Origin of the sequence: Streptomyces sp. CB00455, assembly GCF_001905445.1 — a bacterium.
Taxonomy (GTDB): Bacteria; Actinomycetota; Actinomycetes; order Streptomycetales; family Streptomycetaceae; genus Streptomyces.
On sequence record NZ_LIVQ01000005.1, the window covers coordinates 136,456 to 157,226 of the forward strand.

14 protein-coding genes are annotated in these 20,771 nt (G+C 74.1%); 5 read left to right on the forward strand and 9 right to left on the reverse strand.

The window, feature by feature from the left end; all coding sequences use genetic code 11:
• Nucleotides 1-60 precede the first annotated feature (60 nt).
• Nucleotides 61-1,533 carry an MFS transporter gene (locus AMK16_RS20860; RefSeq protein ID WP_443333591.1) on the forward strand — a complete coding sequence of 491 codons (1,473 nt, stop codon included), beginning with the start codon at nt 61-63 and terminating at the stop codon, nt 1,531-1,533.
• 200 nt (nt 1,534-1,733) lie between these two features.
• Here AMK16_RS20860 and gdhA read toward each other — a convergent pair whose 3' ends face one another.
• On the reverse strand, nt 1,734-3,083 hold the full coding sequence (gdhA, locus tag AMK16_RS20865; RefSeq protein WP_073918044.1) for an NADP-specific glutamate dehydrogenase: 1,350 nt from the start codon (nt 3,081-3,083) through the stop codon (nt 1,734-1,736).
• Between the two features lie 154 nt (nt 3,084-3,237).
• On the opposite strand from gdhA, the gene AMK16_RS20870 reads away from it, so the two are divergent.
• Nucleotides 3,238-3,918 (forward strand): M15 family metallopeptidase, encoded by a 681-nt coding sequence (locus AMK16_RS20870; protein ID WP_073918045.1) that lies wholly within the window; start codon nt 3,238-3,240, stop codon nt 3,916-3,918.
• Between the two features lie 266 nt (nt 3,919-4,184).
• Nucleotides 4,185-5,450 carry an MFS transporter gene (locus tag AMK16_RS20875; protein ID WP_073918047.1) on the forward strand — a complete coding sequence of 422 codons (1,266 nt, stop codon included), beginning with the start codon at nt 4,185-4,187 and terminating at the stop codon, nt 5,448-5,450.
• A 21-nt stretch (nt 5,451-5,471) separates the two neighbouring features.
• Here the strand turns inward: AMK16_RS20875 and AMK16_RS20880 are convergent, their stop codons facing one another.
• The gene (locus AMK16_RS20880; RefSeq protein ID WP_073918049.1) at nt 5,472-6,047 is read right to left on the reverse strand and encodes a TetR family transcriptional regulator; all 576 of its coding nucleotides are present in this window, start codon (nt 6,045-6,047) and stop codon (nt 5,472-5,474) included.
• A gap of 98 nt (nt 6,048-6,145) precedes the next feature.
• Between AMK16_RS20880 and AMK16_RS20885 the strand changes: the two genes are divergently transcribed.
• Entirely contained in the window at nt 6,146-7,129 is a 984-nt protein-coding gene (locus AMK16_RS20885; RefSeq protein ID WP_073918051.1) for an aldo/keto reductase, read from the forward strand.
• A 33-nt stretch (nt 7,130-7,162) separates the two neighbouring features.
• Here AMK16_RS20885 and AMK16_RS20890 read toward each other — a convergent pair whose 3' ends face one another.
• The 3 genes from AMK16_RS20890 to AMK16_RS20900 form a co-directional block, all read right to left on the reverse strand.
• Complete coding sequence (locus tag AMK16_RS20890; RefSeq protein WP_199885509.1) at nt 7,163-8,488, reverse strand: hypothetical protein; 1,326 nt, start codon at nt 8,486-8,488, stop codon at nt 7,163-7,165.
• 124 nt (nt 8,489-8,612) lie between these two features.
• Entirely contained in the window at nt 8,613-10,766 is a 2,154-nt protein-coding gene (gene helR, locus AMK16_RS20895; RefSeq protein ID WP_073918055.1) for an RNA polymerase recycling motor ATPase HelR, read from the reverse strand.
• A 346-nt stretch (nt 10,767-11,112) separates the two neighbouring features.
• Nucleotides 11,113-13,002 (reverse strand): serine/threonine-protein kinase, encoded by a 1,890-nt coding sequence (locus AMK16_RS20900; RefSeq protein ID WP_158071231.1) that lies wholly within the window; start codon nt 13,000-13,002, stop codon nt 11,113-11,115.
• Nucleotides 13,003-13,433: 431 nt separating this feature from the next.
• Between AMK16_RS20900 and AMK16_RS20905 the strand changes: the two genes are divergently transcribed.
• On the forward strand, nt 13,434-14,042 hold the full coding sequence (locus AMK16_RS20905) for a response regulator transcription factor (protein WP_073918059.1): 609 nt from the start codon (nt 13,434-13,436) through the stop codon (nt 14,040-14,042).
• Between the two features lie 50 nt (nt 14,043-14,092).
• Here the strand turns inward: AMK16_RS20905 and AMK16_RS20910 are convergent, their stop codons facing one another.
• The 4 genes from AMK16_RS20910 to lanKC all read right to left on the reverse strand — a co-directional run bounded on the left by AMK16_RS20910 (nt 14,093) and on the right by lanKC (nt 20,760).
• Entirely contained in the window at nt 14,093-15,952 is a 1,860-nt protein-coding gene (locus tag AMK16_RS20910; RefSeq protein ID WP_073918061.1) for an ATP-binding cassette domain-containing protein, read from the reverse strand.
• Complete coding sequence (locus AMK16_RS20915; RefSeq protein ID WP_073918063.1) at nt 15,949-17,916, reverse strand: ATP-binding cassette domain-containing protein; 1,968 nt, start codon at nt 17,914-17,916, stop codon at nt 15,949-15,951. Before AMK16_RS20915 ends, AMK16_RS20910 begins: the two co-directional genes overlap by 4 nt.
• 67 nt (nt 17,917-17,983) lie before the next feature.
• Nucleotides 17,984-18,121, reverse strand: a complete 138-nt coding sequence (locus AMK16_RS35205) for a SapB/AmfS family lanthipeptide (RefSeq protein ID WP_073918065.1) — start codon at nt 18,119-18,121, stop codon at nt 17,984-17,986.
• Nucleotides 18,118-20,760: a class III lanthionine synthetase LanKC gene (gene lanKC / locus AMK16_RS20925; protein WP_073918067.1), complete on the reverse strand. Its 2,643-nt coding sequence runs from the start codon at nt 20,758-20,760 to the stop codon at nt 18,118-18,120. Before lanKC ends, AMK16_RS35205 begins: the two co-directional genes overlap by 4 nt.
• Nucleotides 20,761-20,771 lie beyond the last annotated feature (11 nt).

Sequence of the window (20,771 nt, forward strand, 5' to 3'; positions counted from 1 at the left end):
GCTGGTACCAGGATGAGCAGACTCTGGTACCAGGCTGGGGGACGGAGGATCGTCGTCCTGGTGAGCGAAGCAACCCTGCGCAAGTCCCCGTCGTCATCCCAGTCGTCATCCCCGTCGCCGTTGCCCCCGTCCGTCCCCGCCGCCCGCCACGGAGCGGCACTGGGCCCCCTCGGCCTGTTCACGGTGCTGCTGGGCGCCGCCCTCCCCCTGATCGACTTCTTCATCGTCAACGTCGCGCTGCCCACCATCGACCACGACCTCGCGGCCGGACCCGCCGTGCTCGAACTGATCGTCGGCGGGTACGGCGTCTCGTACGCCGTGCTCCTCGTCCTCGGCGGCCGTCTCGGCGACACGGCCGGCCGCCGCCGGCTCTTCCTGACCGGCATGGCAGCCTTCGGCCTCACTTCGCTCGCCTGCGGGCTGGCCCCCACCGCCTGGACCCTGGTCGGCGCGCGGGTGGCGCAGGGAGCCGCGGCGGCGCTTATGCTGCCGCAGGTGCTCGCCACCATCCAGGCCACGACGCAGGGACCGCGCCGGGCCCGGGCGATGAGCCTCTACGGTGCGACCGCCGGGCTGTCCATGGTCGCCGGGCAGATCCTGGGCGGGGTGCTGGTCGCCGCCGACGTGGCGGGCTCCGGCTGGCGCTCGGTCTTCCTCGTGAACGTGCCGGTGGTGCTCCTCGGCCTGGTGCTGGCCGTGCGCGCCGTCCCCGAGACGCGTTCGGACCGCCCGGCGTCGGTCGACGTACCGGGGACCCTGCTGCTCGCACTGTCGCTGGTCTCGCTGCTGCTGCCGCTGACGGAGGGCAGGGCGACGGGCTGGCCCTTGTGGACGTGGGTGTCGCTCGGGGTCTTCCCGTTCGCCGCGACCGCCTTCTACCGCACCGAGCGCCGCGCGGACCGCCTGGGGCGCACCCCGCTGGTGCCGCCGAGCCTGCTGCGGCTGGAGTCGTTGCGGCGCGGCCTGGTGATGGTCGTGCCGTTCTCGATCGGCTTCAGCGGATTCATGTTCGTGGTGGCGGTGGCTCTGCAACAGGGCCTGCGCATGGGGCCGGTGGCCGCGGGGCTGGCTCTGGTGCCGATGGCCGTGGCGTTCTTCGCGGCCTCCCTGGCCGGGCCGCGGCTGGTCGGCCGCTTCGGCAGCCGGGTCGTCACGGCGGGCGGGGTCCTTCAGGCGGTGGGCATCTGCCTGATCCTGTCGGCCGTCCTGCGCGGCTGGCCGGACCTCGGGCTCGCCGCGCTCGCGCCCGGCGTCGCCGTCGCGGGTCTCGGCCAGGGCCTGCAACTGCCGGTGCTGATGCGCCTGATGCTGTCGGACGTGCCGGCCGACCGGGCCGGGGTGGGCGGCGGGGTCATGGTCACCACCCAGCAGTCGGCGCTCGCGCTGGGCGTCGCGACCCTGGGCAGCCTCTTCCTCGCGATGGTGCCGGCGACGGGCATGCGCGACGCCCTGGCCGCGACCCTGCTGGTGCAGCTGGCCATGATCGCACTGACGGCCCTCCTCAGCCTGCGGCTGCCCCGCCTCGTACGGTGAACCGGGCGCGGGACGGGCGCCGAGCAGGCCGGGGCTGACCGGACCGGCTCGCCGCGGCCCCCGCCGAGTGGGCGGCCGAAGGCCTGCCCGGACGACACGGTCCGCAGGCCGCCGGCCTGTTCGGCGCGCGGCGCCCGCTCGCGTCGAGCGGATCGCCGGGCCCGGTGGTCCCGGGCCCGGCCTGACCGGCAGGGCATCCCTCAGATGATCCCCTGCGCGAGCATCGCGTCGGCGACCCGCTCGAAACCGGCGATGTTGGCGCCGGTGACGTAGTCGCCGGGGGCCCCGTACCGTTCGGCCGTCTCGTGCGCCACCGCGTGGATCGCGCGCATGATGCCCGCGAGTTCCTCTTCGACGCGGGCGGCCGGCCAGGCCACCCGGCCCGCGTTCTGGGCCATTTCGAGGGCGCTGACCGCGACGCCGCCTGCGTTGGCGGCCTTGCCGGGTCCGAAAGCGACCCCGGCCGCCTGGAAGATGTGGACGGCCTCGGGGGTGGTGGGCATGTTGGCGCCCTCGGAGACCGCCTTGATGCCGTTCTCGATGAGCGTGCGGGCGTCCTGTGCGCCGAGTTCGTTCTGCGTCGCCGACGGGAAGGCCACGTCGGCCGGGACCTCCCAGACCCGGCCGCCGGGCACGTACCGGGCGGACGGCCCGCGCCGCGCCGCGTACTCGCTGACCCGTCCGCGCTCGACTTCCTTGATCTGCCGCAGCAGCGCGAGGTCGATGCCTTTCTCGTCGACCACGTAGCCCTGGGAGTCCGAGCACGTCAGCGGGTTGGCGCCGAGCTGCTGGAGCTTTTCGATCGTGTAAATGGCGACGTTCCCGGAGCCGGAGACCACGGCGCCGAGGCCGTCCAGCGACTCGCCCCGGACCGCCAGCATTTCGGCGGCGAACAGCACGCTGCCGTAGCCGGTGGCCTCGGGCCGGATGGCCGAACCGCCCCAGCCGCTGCCCTTGCCGGTCAGGACCCCGGCCTCCCAGCGGTTGGTGATCCGCCGGTACTGGCCGAACAGGTAGCCGATCTCACGGCCTCCGACGCCGATGTCACCGGCCGGTACGTCCGTGTGCTCGCCGATGTGCCGGTGCAGCTCGGTCATGAAGGACTGGCAGAAGCGCATGACCTCGGCGCTGGACTTGCCGTGCGGGTCGAAGTCGCTGCCGCCCTTGCCGCCGCCGATGCCCAGGCCGGTCAGGGCGTTCTTGAAGATCTGCTCGAAGCCGAGGAACTTGACCACGCCGATGTCCACGGACGGGTGGAAGCGAAGGCCGCCCTTGTACGGTCCGAGGGCGCTGTTGAACTCCACGCGGTAACCGCGGTTGACGTGCACCCGGCCGCGGTCGTCCGTCCACGGCACCCGGAAGATGATCTGCCGTTCGGGTTCCAGGAGTCGCTCGACGATCCCGGCCTCGGCGTACTCGGGGTGCGCGGCGAGGACCGGCGCCAGGGTGTCCAGCACTTCCCGTACGGCCTGGTGGAACTCGGGCTGCGCGGGGTTGCGGCGCTCGATGTCGTCCCGCAGTGCGTCCAGCCTGTCCTTCGCGACGGTCACGGTGTGTTCCTCTCGGATGCGGACGGTGAGGGCGTGCGGGCCCAGCCGGGAGCGTACCGCGCGGCCCCGCCTCCCGGGCAGGGGTGTCCAGCGGATGTCCAGCCCCGCTCCGGGCCGACGGGCTCGTTGACCCGGACGGTCGTACGGTGATTCAGTGCGCCCTCACTTCGCAGCCGTCGCGGCGACCGCGGTGTTGTGCACGGCCGCCGTCTCCTGCGCCGCGGACCCGCGCGCGGCGGGCCTGCGGGCACTGCCGCAGCGGCCTGTGGCCGCGCTGTCCGCGCAGGTCGGCGCCGTTCCCCCGGACAAGCTGGGGGCCAGCTACCGTCCCGGTTGTCCGGTGGGGCCGGGGGAGCTGAGACTGGTCCGGATGAACCACTGGGGGTTCGACGGCAAGGTCCACCGCGGTGAGCTGATCGTCCACCGGGATGCGGTCGAGCCCGTACTGGACGCCTTCGGCGCGGCCTTCGAAGCCCGCTTCCCGATCCGCAGGATGCGGGTGACGGCCGTGTACGGGGGCAGTGATGCCCGCGCCATGGCCGACGACAACACCTCGGCCTTCAACTGCCGGCCGGTGACCGGCGATCCCGGGCGGCTGTCGCGGCACGCCTACGGGGACGCCGTGGACATCAACCCGGTCGAGAACCCGTACGTGGACGTCCGCGGCACCGCCCATCCCGCGAACGGGCACGCCCACCTCGACCGCACCCCGGCCGGCCCGGGGACGATCCGGTCCGGGGACCTTGTCACCTCGGCGTTCCGCGCGGCCGGCTGGTACTGGGGCGGCCGCTGGAGCAACCCGGACTACCAGCACTTCTCCGCCACCGGCGGCTGAGAGCCCTCCCGTCGGTCGTCCGCCGGCCGGGCCGCCACCAGCAGCAGCACCTCCGACGCCGCGATCACACCGGCGACCGCGGGATCAATTCGATTGCAGTGGTCACGTTTCCGGCTGATCCTTGGCCCACTCGACGGGCAGGGGGAGGGCGACGTGGGGCTGATTGCGTTCCCGGGTGACGCAGGTGCGAGCGGTCGGGACGTCGTCTGGTCCTGCGAGAGCACCTCAATGGCGCCCGGCGGCCGGCGTTCGGGAGCATCCTGCTCATGACCGGCGGGTCAACGACGAAGGCCACCTACGGCCACGTCTTCGCGGTCGCCCAGTTCCGTGCCCTGTTCGCAGGTCGGCTGCTGGGCGTCCTGTCGGACACGCTGCGGTCCGTCGCGCTGGCGGTGCTGGTGTTCAGCCGGACCAGCTCTGCGTTGTTGACGGCGATGGCGATGACGATCGGCTTCCTCCCCCAGGCCGCAGGCGGCCTGTTCCTCGGCGCGATGGCGGACCGGTTCTCGCCGCGGACCCTCATCACCACGGGCTACGCCCTCCAGTGCGCGGTCGGGCTGCTGCTCGCGTCCGGACACCTCCCGGTCTCCGTCAGCCTGCTCCTCGCCGCGGCCGTGGCCTGCCTGACACCGGTCACCACCGGGGCTGCGGGCCGAGTCCTGGCGGAGGGCCTCACCGGCGACACCTACGTGCTCGGGCGCTCACTGTCCTACCTCGTCGCGGTTTCGGCGCAGATGGTGGGCATGGCCGCCGGTGGGGCGCTGATCGTGTGGCTGGGCGTGGATCGGACGATGCTGGTCACCGCTGGGGCGCACCTGCTCGCGTCGGTGATCAGCCGCCTGTTCCTGCCGCACACCGAGGTGGTCCGCGCCGGCGGGTCGACCGTGGCGGGCGGGTCGACCACGGTGGGCGCATCGATCGTGCAAAGGACCCTGCAGGGCAACGCCGCGCTCGTCGCCGCCCCGGGGGTCCTCAAGCTGATCATGGTCCAGTGCCTGCCCGCAGCGTACTTGGCCGCAGCGGGAAGCCTGCTCATCCCGTACTGCGCGCAGCGTGCGTTCAGCCCGACGCAGACCGGCACCCTCTTGGCAGCCACCTCGGTCGGCATGCTCATCGGCGACGTCGTCGTCGGGCGAGCGTTCGCGCCTGCCACCCGGGAACGACTCGTCCTGCCACTGCTGCTGGTGATGGGCACGCCCACGACCGCACTCGTCCTGGACCTGCCGTATCAGGCGATCGCCGCGGTGTACGCGATCACTGGCGTGGGATCCGCCTACCTGCTCGGCTTGCAGCGCCGCTTCCTGGAGGTGGTCCCGTCCGACCTCCAGGGACAGGGTTTCGCACTGCTCAACACCACGACCATGACCATCCAGGGGATCGGACCCCTGGTCTTCGGTGCGTTCGCGCAATTCCTCCCGGTCGGCCGGACGATCGCCCTGACAGCAGTGAGCAGCGTGATCACCACGCTCCTCCTGCGCGACGCGATCCGGGGCGGTTCGTCTCCGCCGCCCCCGCGGTCGGGACCCGGATGAACTCCGGCGTGCTCGACGCGGTCAGGCTCCGCGGCCGGGCGGCGCCGTGATGCGGCGTACGGATTCCACCACCGCCGCCCGGTGGCGGGCGAGCTGCTCGGGGGCCGGGGCCGCGCCCCCCTCGCCTCCGGCCGCGCCGAACCAGGCCTGCGACACGCCCATCACCAGCGTCAGAAGGTCCGCGGGGTCTACTGCGGGGTCGATCCGGCCGGCCTCCTGCGCCTGCCGTACCGCCTCGATCTTGTCCCGGTAGGAGGCGGCCTCCGCCTCCGTGTACCCCGGGTGCTCCAGCTGCTTCCACAGCATCAGCCGCATCAGCGCCGGGCGCTCCACGAGGTGGTCGAAGACGGCGCCCGCGTAGCCGGGAAGGTCGCCGACGTCGAAGGGCACGGATTGCGAGCCCGTCTCCAGCGCCCGCCGCAGGACGGCGTCGAAGAGCTGCTCCTTGTTGCCGTAGTAGACGTAGATGAGCCGCTTGTTCGCCTGCGCGTTCTCCGCGATCCGGTCGACCCGCGCCCCGGCGATGCCGTACGTCGCGAACTCGGAGAGGGCCGCGTCGAGGAGGCGTGCCTTGGTCGCACTGGAGTCCCTTGCCATGACCGGATCCTAGCAAGTAACTATCTGGTTATTGACATGCGGGTCATCCGTCCCGCATTCTCAACCTATCCAGTTAGTTACTTATGAGGGAGAGCACGATGGAGATCCGCGCACTGGGCAGCCAGGGGTTCGAGGTCGGCGCCGAGGGCCTTGGCCTGATGGGCATGAGCGCCCACTACGGAGCCACCGACGAGACCGAGTCGCTGGCCACCATCGACCGTGCGCTGGAGCTGGGCGTCACCCTGCTCGACACCGCCGAGGGCTACGGGCCTTTCCGCAACGAACAGCTTCTTGGCAGGGCGCTGGCCGGCCGCCGGGAAGCCGCCCTGGTCGCGACGAAGACCGGCATCGAGTTCACCGACGACGGCGCGTTCCTCGGTCACAACGGGAGCCCCGAGTACATCCGCCGCTCCGCGGACCGTTCGCTGCGCCACCTGGGGACCGACCACATCGACCTGTACTACCTGCACCGCGTGGACCCGGGGGTGCCCGTCGAGGAGAGCGTCGGCGCCCTCGCCGAGCTGGTCGCGGCGGGCAAGGTCCGGCACATCGGCCTGTGCGAGGTCGCCCCCTCCACCATCGCGCGCGCCCATGCCGTGCATCCGCTGACCGCCGTACAGACCGAGTACAGCCTCTTCGAGCGCGGCATCGAGCACGACGGCGTCCTCGACACCCTGCGGGACCTCGGCATCGGCCTCGTCGCCTACTCCCCCCTCGGCCGGGGCTTCCTCTCCGGCGCCATCACCACTCCGGACGACTTCGCCGCCGACGACTTCCGTCGCACGGACCCCCGCTTCCAAGGCGGAAATTTCCACCGCAATCTGGCCGTCGTCGAGCAGGTGCGGCGCCTGGCCGCCGAGAAGCGGGTCACACCTTCGCAGCTGGCCCTCGCCTGGACCATCCGCCAGGGCGCGGTGCCCATCCCCGGCACCAAGCGGCGCCGGTACCTGGAGGAGAACGTCGCCGCCACGGACGTGACGATCACCGACGCCGACCTGGCCGCGATCGACGCGGTGGCACCGCACGGGATCGCCTCGGGCGACCGTTACGCCCCCGAACTGATGACGTCGCTGAACGGCTGACGGCGCGGCTGACGGCCCGGATGACGGCGCGACTCAGCGGCGGCTCGGTGCGCGGTGCAGGAGTGCGAGCCGGTTCTGTGCCAGCTGGAGGTGGCGCGGGTCGAAGCACGGCACCGCGCGCAGGAGGCCGATGACTTCGGGGCCCGTGTCGGCGGCCTCCGCCTGGTCGCTGAGCTGCGTCCAGCAGTAGAGGGCGCCGGCCGCGGCAGCCTGGACGTCGGGCGCGTCGACGGGCTGGTGGGCCAGCCGGGTCCGGCCGGCGCTGGTCCACAACTGCGTCGCCAGCCGGAAGTTCCCGGCCATGCGGGCGAGGTCCGCGCGGATCTCGACCCACTGGGTGGCCTCCGGAGAGGTGAACCCGTAGGTCTGCACCGCGTGCTGCTCCCACGCCTGCGCGAGCATGGCCGCCTCTAGGTGCCGGCCGGAGGTCGCCAGGGCGTGGATGTGCGGGCGCGGATCCTGAGCGGTGGCGGTCGCGGTGGCGGTCACCGTGGCTGTGGCGGTCGCGGTGGCCGTGGCGGTCGCCACCACCGTCCCGGCCGCCGCAGCGGCCTCGGGCGCCACCGGGGTCGCGGGCATCGCCGCGGCTCCCGGCGCGACCGCGCTCGCGGGCGTCGCCCAGGTCCCGGGATCCGGCCGCGGCGCGGGTCCCGCGCCCGTCCCGGGTGGCGGCGCCGTCCACACGCCGAGCTCTCGGGCGGTGGGCAGGACGAGCGCACCCGGCGGCAGGGCGGCGGTACCCGCCGCGAGGGCGTGCAACTGCATGTTGCCCGGGCGGGAGGGGCCGGACCGCAGCTGGTCGATCCACTGCCTGGTGTAACCGCTCACGACGTTTCCGCCACCGGCGAAACCGGGCGGGGCCACCACTCCGTACACCTCGGCGGAGGGCGGCGCGGGCAGGCTGCCGTACTCCTGCAGCAGTGGCCACGCCGTCCGGTCCGCGGCGAGGTCGAGCAGCACCGTGGTCAGCCCGGCCGGCCGGCCGCCCAGCTCCCTGCCCAGCCACTCCCACGGCAGGGCCGTGTAGCGCACGGAAGCGGTCGACGTCCCCGCAAGCGCCAGGTGGAGCCGGCGACTGCGCCGGTCGACGGTGAGCCGGCCGGACAGGTAGACCATTAGGGGCCCCGGGGTGGCCGCGGCCGTGCGCAGCCGCGTCAGGGCCGTGTTCGGGTCCCGGATCCCGTCCAGGTACGTCGTGTCGCTGGGCACCTCGCTGTTCAGCAGGATCGAGGCGGGCACCACTCCCATCGCCGCCAGATTGGCGCTCGGCGCGACCTGAACGCTGCGGCGCCTCACGGCGACGTCTCCGGCCATGAGGAGCACGTGCCCCCGCTGCTGCTCCAGCCCGATGTTCTGCATAGAGCAGACCGTACTCACTTCGCGAGAGCCGGGAAGCGGCTCCCCTCACCCGGCGCCGCCCGACGCCGCCCGGCGCCGCCCCCGTTCGCTCCGACCGGCGTCCCGGTGGACCGGCCGGCAGGCGTCAGGGGCTGGTGAGGACGACGAGTTGGCGGGTCGCCCTCGTCATCGCGACGTAGCGGTCGACCGCGCCTTCGACGCCCTCGCCGAAGTCCTCGGGGTCGACGAGGACGACCAGGTCGAACTCCAGGCCCTTGCAGAGCTCCGGGGTCAGGGACCGGACGCGGGGCGTCGCACGGAACGCGGGCGCGCCGATGACGCAGGCGGTCCCCTCGGTGTGCTCGGCGAGCCAGGTGTCGAGGGTCGCCTCCAGATCGGCGGCGCGACCGTGGACGACGGGGATGCCGCTGCTGCGGATGGAGGTGGGCACGTTGGCGTCGGGGAGTTCGGCGCGGATCACCGGCTCCGCTTCGGCCATGACCTCCTCCGGCGTGCGGTAGTTGATGCTCAGGGAGGCCACGCTGATCCGGTCGAGCCCGATCCGCTCCAGCCTCTCCTGCCACGATTGCGTGAACCCGTGCCGGGCCTGGGCCCGGTCGCCGACGATGGTGAAGCTCCGGGACGGGCAGCGGAGCAGCAGCATCTGCCACTCGGCGTCGGTGAGTTCCTGGGCTTCGTCCACGATGACGTGCGCGAACGGACCGGCGAGCAGGTCCGGTGCGGCGCCGGTCAGCGCGCTCTCGTCGATGAGGGTGTCCTGCAGGTCCCGTCCGTGCAGCATCCCCATCGCGCCTTCGCTCTCGTCGATCACCACGTTCTGCAGCAGGCTGTCGATGGCGTCGGCCCTGCGGGCGCGTTCGGCGGCGACGGCGGCTTCGTGGCGGCGCTTGCGCCGTGCCGCCCGCGGGTCGCCCAGCCGCTGCCGCGCCGCGTCCAGGAGCGGCAGGTCGCTGACCGTCCAGGCGTCGGGGTCCTTGCGCTGGAGCGTGCGGACGTCCTCGGGGCCCAGGCCGGGGGCGCACTTGCGCAAGTACGCGGGCACCGACCACAGGTCGCCGACGATGTCGGTCGCTTCGAGCACCGGCCACGCCCGGTTGAGGGCCTTGGCGAGCCCCCGGTCCGCCAGCAGCGACCTGCGGAGCAGTTCGGGCGGGGCGTCGCTGTCGTCCTTGTCCGCCAGGATCGTGACCAGCTCCTCCCGGATCTGGTCGTGCGCCTCGTTGTGCGCCGTGCCGGGTTCCACGGCGTCGAAGGCCGCCGCCCAGTCCGCGGCGCTCACCCGGATGTCGGACCAGTCGGTCGACACCGTCATGCCCTCGGTGGGCGGCTCTTCGTAAAGGGCGACGGCAGGCTCGATCGCCCTCACCAGATCCGCGGACGACTTCAGCCGGGCCACGGCCGGGTCGGTCTCGACCGTGGCTGCCGCTCCCTCGGGGACGAGGTCCCGCAGGGTGCAGGTCTGCACGCCCTCCTCGCCGAGGCTCGGCAGGACGTCGGCGACGTAGGCCAGGTAGGGCTGGTGCGGACCGACGAACAGCACGCCGCCCCGGCGGTGTCCGAGGCGCGGGTCGCAGTAGAGGAGATGGGCGGCGCGGTGCAGGGCGACGACGGTCTTGCCCGTACCGGGACCGCCGTCGACGACCAGGGCGCCGCGGGATCCCGCCCGGATGACGGCGTCCTGGTCGGCCTGGATGGTGGCGAGGACGTCGCGCATCCGGGCCGACCGGCTGCCGCCCAGGCCGGCGATGAAGGCGGACTGGTCGTCGAGCGCCGCGTGCCCCTCGCGCCCGTCCGCGGTGAACACCTCGTCCCAGTAGTCGCTGACCCGGCCGCGCGTCCAGCGGTACCTGCGGCGGCTGGCCAGACCCATCGGCCGGGCGTGGGTCGCCGCGAAGAACGGCTCGGCCGCCGGGGAACGCCAGTCGAGCAGCAGCCGGCGCCCCGCGCTGTCGGTGAGTCCGAGGCGGCCGATGTACACGGGCTCCGCATCATCCGTACCGACGATGTGCCCGAGGCACAGGTCCAGGCCGAAGCGGCGCAGGGCACGCAGGCGGCCGGTCAGCCGGTGGATCTCCGAGTCCCGGTCCATCGCCTCCCGGCCGATGCCGCCGGGTGCCCGGCGGACGGCCCCGAGCCGGTCGGACAGTTCGGCGATTGCCTCCTCCAGGCTCTCCGAGATGGCCGCGAAGTGCTTCTCGTCACCGTCGATCAGCGCCGGATCGGCCTTGGGTGCGAGGTGGTCGGGCAGGTCGAACGCGCTGGTCGTCAGGCGATCCATGCCATTAGCTCCGGTCCGTGGTCGCTGCCGCGACGTCCAAGGGCGCGCACATCCACACGCCGGCGTCACCGAACGTTCCATACACCGACAAAAACACACGCACGTCGAGAATCCCCCATTTCCCCAGGTTCTGGCTTCGACGAGCGATTCTGCGGTATGACGGGGGTCTTGCCGCAAGCCCCCCTGTGCGCTATAAGTTGAAAGTGGCGAGGAGTGGGTATTCCTCTTCGCCCCTGTCGCCCACGGTGGTTGGGCACTCCGCACCCGCCCTGGACGGCCCCGCCGGCGCCACTTCTCCGGCTCACCGGGCGGACGCCCGCGCACCTCACGGCTCACGGCTCACGGCTCAGCCTTGGCGACCAACCACGAACTGGGTGCAGCTGGCCACGGAACTGACCACCGCGCCGGACAGGACGGCCGGGCGGTCCCCCGCCACGGACGCTTCGAGGTCGACCATGAGGTAGCCCGCGGGCTGGTCGACCCATCGGTCCCCGCGCAGGGTCATCCGGCCGTTCTCGAACGAACCGACCATGGTGAAGGATCCGTTGGGCACGCCCGGGTTGTCGGGGTGCGCGGAGAAGGTGAACACCGCCGCCAGCGCGTGCCCTCCCGGGGATGTGACCTTCAGGTCGAGCCGGGTTAGCCCCTGGCCGCACAGGTACGTCCCCTGCCACGAGCCGACCACCGGGAGCGTCTGCGCCGCCGGTGTCGGCGGGGCGGGGATGACGGGTGTGCGGGTGCCGCCCGTCGCCGCACGGCCGGTGGGGCCGCTGCCCGCCGCGGGCGACGGCGGGAACGACGGCGGTGTCGACGCCGATGACGAGGACGGGGCGGAGGGCGGGCGCGAGGCGCCCGTCGTGGCGGTGTCGAGCGCCCGGGGCACCAGCCAGGCCAGCAGGCCGACCGCGGCCACGGCCGCCCCGACGGCAGCCAGGACGCGCCCCTGTGACCGCGCACCGGCCGGCCCGGCGGGACCTGCGGGACCGTACGAACCGCGCACGGTGTCGTGCACGACGGGCGGCTGCGGCGGAACCAGCGGCGGTATGGACGGCGGCATCGACGGCGGTGCGGGTTGCTGCCCCTGGCCGGCGGGCCGGGGAGGAGGGGGCGTCTGCCGGGGAGGAGGGGGCGTCTGCTGATCGGCGGGGCGCGGGGCGGCCGGGGACGCCGTCCGGGTGGCGGCCGCCGGGTCGACGGGCGTCGGCGTCGGCGTCGGCGTCGGCGTCGGCGGACCCGTCGGCGTCGGGGAACCCGGGGGCACCGCGGGCTTCGAGAGCCCGACCGGCGTCCGCGGGTCCACCGGCGTCGGCGCGTCCCCCGGCGTACGCGGGTCGGCGAGCGTGCGGGGTACGGACGGGGAGCCGGACCGCGCCGGCGCGAACAGCAGCCGGGCCAGCTGCGGCGGCAGCCACTGGAGGCCGTCGGCGGCGTCCGGGCCCGCGGCCAGCTGGTCGAGGAGCGCCGAGACGGTGGGGCGCCGGGCGGGATCCTTCGACAGGCAGCGGCCCACCAGGTCGCGCAGCCGGGCCGGGAGCGCACCGAGGTCCGGCTCGTCGTGGACGACCCGGTACATGAGCCCGGGCGCCGTGCCGGTGCCGAAGGGGCCGGTGCCGGTCGCGGTGAAGGCCAGCAGCGCACCGAGTGAGAACACGTCGGTTGCCGCGGTGACCCTCTCGCCCGTGAGCTGTTCGGGTGCCATGAAGCCGGGGGTGCCGATGACGGTGCCGGCGCGGGTGAGTTCGGTGGCGGCCTCGGTGACGGCCGAGATGCCGAAGTCGATGACGCGCGGCCCGTCTGCGCAGAGCAGGACGTTGGACGGCTTGAGGTCCCGGTGGACGACGCCGTGGACGTGGATGGCCTCCAGGGCCTCGGCCACGCCCGCCGCCAGCGCCAGTACGGACGCCTCGGGCCACGGTCCGTGGTCACGGACGGCTTCGCTCAGGGACGGTCCGGCGACGTAGGCGGTGGCCAGCCACGGCGGGTCGCCGTTCGGATCGGCATCGATCACTCCGGCCGTGTACACGCCGTTCACCAGCCGGGCCGCGTCGACCTCGCGGGCGAAGCGCCGCCGGAAATCCGGGTCTTGCGCCAGCTCCGGGCGGATCACCTTGACGGCGACCGACCGGCCCCCGCGTGAGCGCCCGAGGTAGACGGATCCCATTCCCCCACTGCCCAGCCGAGCGGCGATCCGGTACGAACCCACCTGGGTGGGGTCCCCCGTCCGCAACGATTCCATGTCCCGCTCCACACCGCACCTTTCCGGCCGGCACGGCGATCGCGCCCGCCGCTGCCGCGCCATGATGTCAGCGTTGCCCCCCTTTGCAACAGACGTTCCGGCCAGCTGCTCCCCCGACCGTTACCTGAATTCCGGCCAGTCCGGCGGTGACGCAGGTGCACGGGCCCCCCGGGCCGTCCGGGTTTCGCATCCGCGCCCGCATGCGCCCGGAACCAGCCCATCCGGATGTGTCCGCCGGCACCCGCTCGGCGGCGGTACGGACGGGGCTGCTGAGGTGGGGCGGTGGGTGACGGCGCGCACCGGTGGCACGAAGGGAGCACCGGCTTCGGCCACGCGCCCCCGCGCGCTCCCGGCAGTGACGTTCCGCCAGGGTGCTTGCTGGGCAACCGCTTGGGGTGCTGATCGATCGCCACCTGAGGAAGAGAGCCCTGATGACCAAGGTCCTCGTGCTGCACAGCGTCAACCTCGTGAGGTCGGCCCTCGCGGCCCTGCTGAGATCCGAGGGCGCATTCGACGTCACCTGCGCCGGCTGGCGCACCGCGGCCCGCCAGGCGCAGTGTTTACGACCGGACGTGGCCGTGGTCGACCTCGACTGTCCGGGGGCTTCGGCCGCTTTCGGAAGTTCCAAGAGGACCGCCTGCCTGCCCCTCGAATCGCCCACTCCCCTGCTGGTCCTCGCCACCTCCGCCACCCCCGGCTCGCTGCAGCGGGCCTTCCAGGCCCAGGCCCTGGGCTACGTCGACAAGGACGGTTCACCGGGCCGGCTGGTCCGGGCGGTCCGCAAGGTCGCGGCGGGCGAACGCTTCATCGACGCCTCGCTGGCCTCGGCCTTCATGGAGGCCGACCCCATGCCGCTGAGCCCGCGCGAGCTGAGCGTGCTGGCCCGGGCCGCCGAGGGCGACTCGGTCGCGGAGATCGCCCGCGCCCTGCACCTTGCCAGCGGAACCGTACGGAACTACATGGCCGCCGTGACGCGCAAGACCGGCGCCCGCAACCGGATAGACGCCATACGGATATCCCGCCGGGCCGGATGGGTCTGAGCCGCGCGAGCGCTGCGGCGCCGGGTCCGCCCGTGCCGCAGGCGCCCCCCTCAGGATCCGGCGTTCCACATCCCCACGAGGTCCCGGTACAGGGCTGACCTGGCCGGGAGTTCTGCATGTGTACCGCACACCGCGCGGGTCCCGTCGAGTACGAGGACCCGGTCGGCGCGCACCGCGGAGGAGATGCGGTGGGCCACCACCACCAGGGTTCCCGGCCGGGCCGCGAGCGCCCGCTCGGCCCGCTCCTCCGTACGCGGGTCGAGGTGGCAGGTGGCCTCGTCGAGCAGGAGCAGCGGAGCCGGGGAGAGATAGGCGGCCGTGAGGGCCAGTTGCTGCTTCTCGCCCTCGGAGAGCGTGCCCGGGTCGACGGTCGCCTCCAGGCCGCCCAGCCGGTCCACCAGCCCGTCGGCGCCGAGGGCGGCCGCGGCCCGTCCCAGCCGCTCCTCGGACACGGGCCCGGGGTTCAGGTGGGTGAGGTTCTCGCGGACGGTGCCCGTGAAGACGTACGCCTGCTGCGGCAGCAGGGTGCGGCGGGGATCGGGGGCGGCGGCGGCGCGTCCCGGCCCGCGCCGCGCCGGGGCACCCGCCACCAGTACGGTCCCGCGGTCGGGCGGCAGCAGCCCGGCGAGCAGGGCTGTCAGGGTGGACTTGCCGATTCCGCTGGGCCCCACCACGGCGAGGTGCTCGCCGGGGCGCAGGACGAGGTCGAGGCCGTCGATCACCGGGTGGGCGTGCGGCCCGTAGGCGAAGCGGACCCGGCGCAGTTCGGCGGCGGGGCGGCGGCCGTCTTCGCCGGAGGCCGGCTTCGGGTCCGGGTGCGGGTCCGGGTCCGGGTCCGGGTCCGGGTCCGGCTGCAGGTCCGGCTGCGGGCGAGCCTCGGCGGGGTCGGGGTCCCGCCGTTCCGGGTCCGCCGGGGCGCGGACCGACGTCGAGGTGGCCGCTGCCGGTTCCCGTGCGCAGAACCGGTCCAGCACCACCACGAGCCGGGTGCCCGCCGCCCCCAGCGCGGCCATCAGGGAGTCCAGGGCCGGGAGGAGGGACTGCACGAGGTAGGTCAGCGCACCGGCGAGCGCGCCGGCGCTCACCCCGCGCCCCAGCAGCCAGGGCGTCCCGGCCAGCAGCACGATGACGGGCAGGCGGCCGGCGACGCCGAGGGCCAGGGTGCGCAGCGCGGTCCACCGGGCGAGTCGGCCGGTCAGCCGCTCCTGCTCGGCGACCAGCACGTCCACCCGGGCTCCGGCCGCCGCCCCGCCACCGCAGGCGACCACGTCACGCAGGCCGGCGGCGAGCTCGCCGGCGCGCGAGGCCAGCGCCTCGTCGGTGTCGAGGGCGGCTCGCTGTACGCGTGCCATCGGAGGGAGGGTGGCCAGGAAGGCGGCCGTGCCCAGGAGGAGCGGAGGCAGCACGAACAGCAGCAGTACGGGGGCCAGCGCGGCCAGGCCGGCCAGCGCACCGGCGGCGGTGAAGACGAAGGAGCGGGCGACCAGGACCAGGCCGGCGAAGGAGTCCCGGGCCATTTCGGTCTGCTGCGTGAGGCGGGAGACGGCGGCCGAGTCGCCGGCCCGCCGCGGATCGGCCAGCGCCCGCTCCAGCGCCTGGCGCACGGCGCGCCGGACCAGGCCGTCGCGCAGCGGCTCGACCAGGTCGGCGAGGCCGCCGAACACGCCGCGCATGGCGAGGGCGCCGAGCAGGGCGCCGGCCCCGGCGACGGCGAGCCAGGCGAGACCCGTCCCGGTACGGCCGGCGAGGAAGCCGTCGTCCAGGGCGCGGGCCACCGCGTAGCCGCCGAGGAAGGTGTGCGCGGACTCCAGCAGGGACCAGAGGACGAGCCGCCCCAGGGTGCGGGGGCGGCCGCGCAGGAAGCGGCGGCCCTCGCGGGCCACCCGCCCCCAGGCCCCGGACCCGTTCACCGGACCGCCTCGCGCGCGGTCCGCGGCGCGGCGGCCCCGTGCGCGGGATCCGCGGCCGCTTCGTGCTCGGGCCGCTCCTCGGCGGGGGGCAGGTCGCCGGTCCGCGCCTCCGGCGGCTCGCCCTCGGGGCCGAAGACCGAGCGGTAGTCGGCGTGGCGCCACAGTTGCGCGTGCGTGCCGGTCGCCCGGATCCGCCCCGCCTCCAGCCATACGACGAGGTCGGCGCGGGCCGCCGTGGACAGGCGGTGGGTGACGACCAGGCGGGTGCCCGGCCGCACCTCGTGGGCCAGGGCCCGTTCCACCTCGCGCGCGGTGACGGTGTCCAGGCTGGAGGTGGCGTCGTCCAGTACGAGCAGTCGTCCCGCATGGAAGAACGCCCGCGCCAGGCCCAGGCGTTGAAGCTCCCCGCCGGACATCGGCGCATCGGCGACCGGCGTGTCGTAGCCCTCGGGCAGGCGCCGTACGAAGGGGTCCGCCCCGGCCGCCCGGGCCGCCGCCCGCACGGCCTCGGGGTCCGGGCGGGGGCCGGAGCGGGGGACGGCCCCACAGCCGGGGCCGGGCCTCTCCCCCGGCTGCGCCGGCGCCCCGAAGGCGATGGTCTCGCCCACGCTCTCCCCGAACAGCGCCGGCCGGTCGAAGGCGTGGCCGACCTCCCGGCGCAGCGCTTCGGCGGAGAGTTCGTCGAGCGGTACCCCGTCGAGCAGCACCCGGCCCTCGTCGCAGGCGGTGAGCCGCCCCGCCACCGCGGCCAGCAGTGACTTGCCGGAGCCGGAGCGCCCGACGACGGCGGCGGTGGTGCCTCCGGGAATCCGCAGGTCGATGTCGCGCAGGGCGACGGCGCCAGCGCGCACCACCCCTGCCCCGCGCAGCTCCAGCGTGCCCGGCCCGCCCGTCGGCAGCTCACGGGTTCCCTGCGGCAGTTCCGGCAGGCCGAGGAGGGCTGCGGTACGGCGGGCGGCGGCCCTGCCCCGTACCACCGCGGCCAGCCGGCCGGTGACGGCGCCGACGCCGGCCGCGAGGCCGGCGTAGCGGACGGCGGCGAGCAGGGCGCCGACGCCGAGGGCTCCGGCCGCGAGCCGGATGCCGCCCACGCCGAGCACGACGTAGAGCAGCAGGGGCATCAGGGCGCTGGTGCGGGCCATGGTCGCGCCGTAGACGCGCCACATCTGGCGTCCTTCGCGGCCCAGTTCCGGCAGCTGGGAGAGGATCCGTGAGGCTTCGCGCTCTCCGGTGCCGGCCGCGGCGATGGTGCGGGCGCCGTCGAGGGCTTCGACGAGGCGGGCCGCCATGGCGAGCTGTACCTGCTGGTAGCGGGTGACACTGGCGCCGGAGGCGCGGGCGAAGGCCCGCAGGAGCAGCGCCAGCAGCGGAAGCCCGGCGAGGAAGGCCAGCGCGGTCCAGACGTCGATGAGGAAGAGCGCGACGAGACCGCCGAGCGGGGGCAGCAGGGCCGCGGCGGCGGTCACGGTGGCGGCCGGGACGGTGCCGGCCTCGGTGGCGTGGGCGGTGAGCCGGGCCGAGACGTCACCGGGGCGGTGGCGGGCCGCGTGGTGCGGTGCGGTGCGCAGCAGCCGGGTCAGTGCGAGCCGGCGCAGCAGGCCGGTGGAGCGGGCGTCGACGCTCCCGGTGATCCGTGCGGTCGCGGCGTCGAGCAGGACCTCTGCGGTGATCACCACCGCGCACCACAGGATCCACGGGCTCGCGGACGGGTCGCGGCGCAACAGCAGGTCGAGGGTATGGCCGAGGACGGCGGGCTCGGCGAGCGCGGCGCAGGCGGCGGCCACCGAGCAGCCGAACACGGCGGTGGTGCGGCCGGCGCTGTGCCGCGCCGCGGCCTTCAGGGCCCGGTCGGCGTCGCGCGCGACGGCCGCGTCGGTCTCCTCGGCCGGGGCCGCAGCCCGCGTCTTGTCCGCGGCCAAGGCCCTTTCGGCGTCCGGTTCCCCGTCTGGATCGGGCGCGGTCATGGCGGCGGCTCCAGGGGTGTGGTGCGGGCCCGGGCGGTGGAACCGCCCGGGCCCGGAAGAGACCTGATCAGTTACAGGTCGTGACGCTCAGGCTGCTGTCGCCGCACAGGAGCAGGCTGGCGCGGCTGCCGCCACCCGTGAGGTGCCCGGCCTCGGTGGTCTCTTCCTTGGGGGTGTCCATCGACTGCAGGTCGAGAAGCGTCATGTCTGATTCCTCTTCACTGTGATGGTGTTCCGATGGGACACGGCCCCCCGGTGGGGGACCGGCTCTGGGGCCGCCGCGGTGGACCGCAGCGGCGGAAGGAACGGCAGGTGTGCGCGCCCGCCGGGCGCGGCGCTGCCGAGGGCGAGGAGCGCACCGGCCGTGCCCGTGGACAGGTCCATGGACAGGCGCATCAACTGCTCGCCGGGGAAGGCCAGATGGCCTTGGTAGGGGACGGCGTGGCGGGCCAGGGCCTCGATCTGCCGGGCGATGTCCTCGGCCCGGGTGCCGGGTCCGGGGGTCGTGGTCCGCGCCAGGTGCAGGATCATGCCGGCGGCGCCGCGGAAGAGGCCGGGCTGGGCGTAGAAGGTCGCCTGGGCCGCTCGGACGATGGCCGGACGGGCCTCTTCGAAGCGGTCGTCCGCGGCGTGTTCCAGCCAGTCGTCCAGCACCATGCCGATGCCCGCGCTGCCCGCTCCGAGGTAGGGCATCGTGCGCCATCCCTCGTTGACCTGGAGGGTGCCGAAGGCGCTGGTCACGCAGTGGTCGAGGTCGCGGTGCAGCGCGCGGCCGGCCCGGGTCAGCAGTTCCTGGTCGCCGGTGCGTTCGTACAGGCGCAGGTACAGCAGCGCCGGTCCGCTGTGGCCGTGGAGGAGCCCGGTGCGTTTGAGACCCGGCGTCGATGCGGAGGCCAGCTCGGCGCAGCGCAGGGCCGCGGCGTGCAGTTCGCCCTCTCCGGTGGCCGTGCCCAGGGAGTCCAGGGCGAGGCCGATGCCGGCGAGGCCGCTGTGCAGGTCGGGGCCGGCGGACTGCCAGGGCTGGCGCAGCAGTTGTTCGGCGAGGGTCATGGCGCGGTCGCGGTGGCCGAGCCGCTCCAGGGTCCAGGCGAGCCCCGCGAGGCCGTCGTAGAAGCCCAGCGGCGTGCCGGAGGCGGGTTGCTTGGTGCGGGCCAGCAGCCATTCCTCGGCTTCCGGCCACGGTTCGGCGCCGGTCTCGGCGAGTGCGTAGAGGACGCCGGCTGCTCCGTAGCCGAAGGCGGTTCCGCCGCCCGCGGTGGCGAACTGGGCGATGTCGCCGGGAAGGAGTCTGTCCTCCCGGTCGGGGGTGGCCGCGGCGTGCAGGGCGGCCGTCATCGAGGCGCGGGCCCCTTCCCAGTCCCCCGGTTCCACGGGCAGGTAGCGGGTGGCCGCGGCGGACGTCCGCCCGGGGGGCGCTTCGCCCGTGGGTCCGGCGAGGATCTCCTCGACGGCCTCGTCGAGGAACCGCCGGGGTACGGGGAACTGCGCGGCGGCGATCTCGGCCAGGTGGGACGCCTTGGCGCGGTCCATGACGAGCAGGCTGGTCAGGGGCAGGAACAGGGCGAGGCGCAGGCAGGCCAGCGCGTACCGGTCGACGGAGAAGCCCCGTCGGTCGGGCGGCGCGACGAAGGCCGGGTTGGCGACGGTCTGCCGGAGCCCCTCGTCGACGTGCGCCGCGGCTTCGAAGTCGAGCAGCGCCACGGAGGGCTCGCCGGTCGTCTCGTCCTCCGCGACCATGATGTTGAAGAGGTGCAGGTCGTTGAAGACGATGCCCCGGGCGTGCACGGCGTCGACCGCTTCCGTCACCCGCTGGTGGATCTTCAGCGCCCACTGCGTGTAGGAGGCGAGCTCCGCCGGATCGGGGTCGGCCTCGATCAGGGGGTGCCGGCGGGCGAAGTAGGTGTTGAGCGGCCGCCCTTCGAGGTGCTGCATGACCAGGAAGTGGTGGTCCGCGACGGTGAAGGTGCCGTGGACGGCGGGGACGCAGTCCAGCCCGGCCAGCTGCTCCAGCGCGCGGCGCTCGCGGTGCAGCCGGGTCACGGCGTCGGCGCCGTCGGCGGCCAGCCCGGCGTGGGGGCGGCCCTCCTTGAGGACCACCGCTTCGCCGGTGCGGGTGTCGCGGCCGGCGTAGACGCCGCCGCCGTTGGAGAAGTGCAGGGCCCTCTCGACGGTGTAGGGGATGCCTTCGAGGGTGACGGCCGCGCGCCGGTCGAGGTGGGGCCGCAGGAACGCGGGCAGTTCCATCCACCGGGGCGGCTGGAACACCGGGCCGCGCGGGTCGGGCACCAGCCGGCCCCCCGGCTCTTCGATGGCCGGGACCAGTTCGCCGCTGTCGTCGTAGCAGTGCCGCAGGGTGAAGCTGCCGTAGCGCAGGTGCACCGGTCCGTCGTTCCAGCGCAGGTCGCTGAGGATGTACGGGCCGGGCTCGCCGGCCAGCAGGGTGTCCAGTTCCCCGGCCAGTTGGCGGCACTGCTCCTCGTCCGCCGGGTAGACGGTGAGGAACTTGCCGCTCGCCCCGCGGTCGGCGTACTTCGCGTTGCGTATCTGCAGCAGGTAGCGGCTTGGCACGAACTTGAACGCGATCCTGCGGGAAACACAGTGGTCGTAGACCCGCTGGAGGACGGACTCGGCGTTGTCGAGGCAGGCCGATACGTGGATCTTCCAGCCCTGGGCGGGCAGCTCGGCGTCGAGGGGGCGCAGTGCGAGCCAGTCCCCGCTGCGGTGCGTCTGCCACCCCGCCGGTACGGGAGCGAGGGCCGCCGGGTAGCTCTCCTCGACCCGCCGGTACGGCGCGTCGTAGAACCAGCGGTCGGCGTCGCAGAAGGCTGCGTACCCCTTGTTCACTCCTGCTCCCT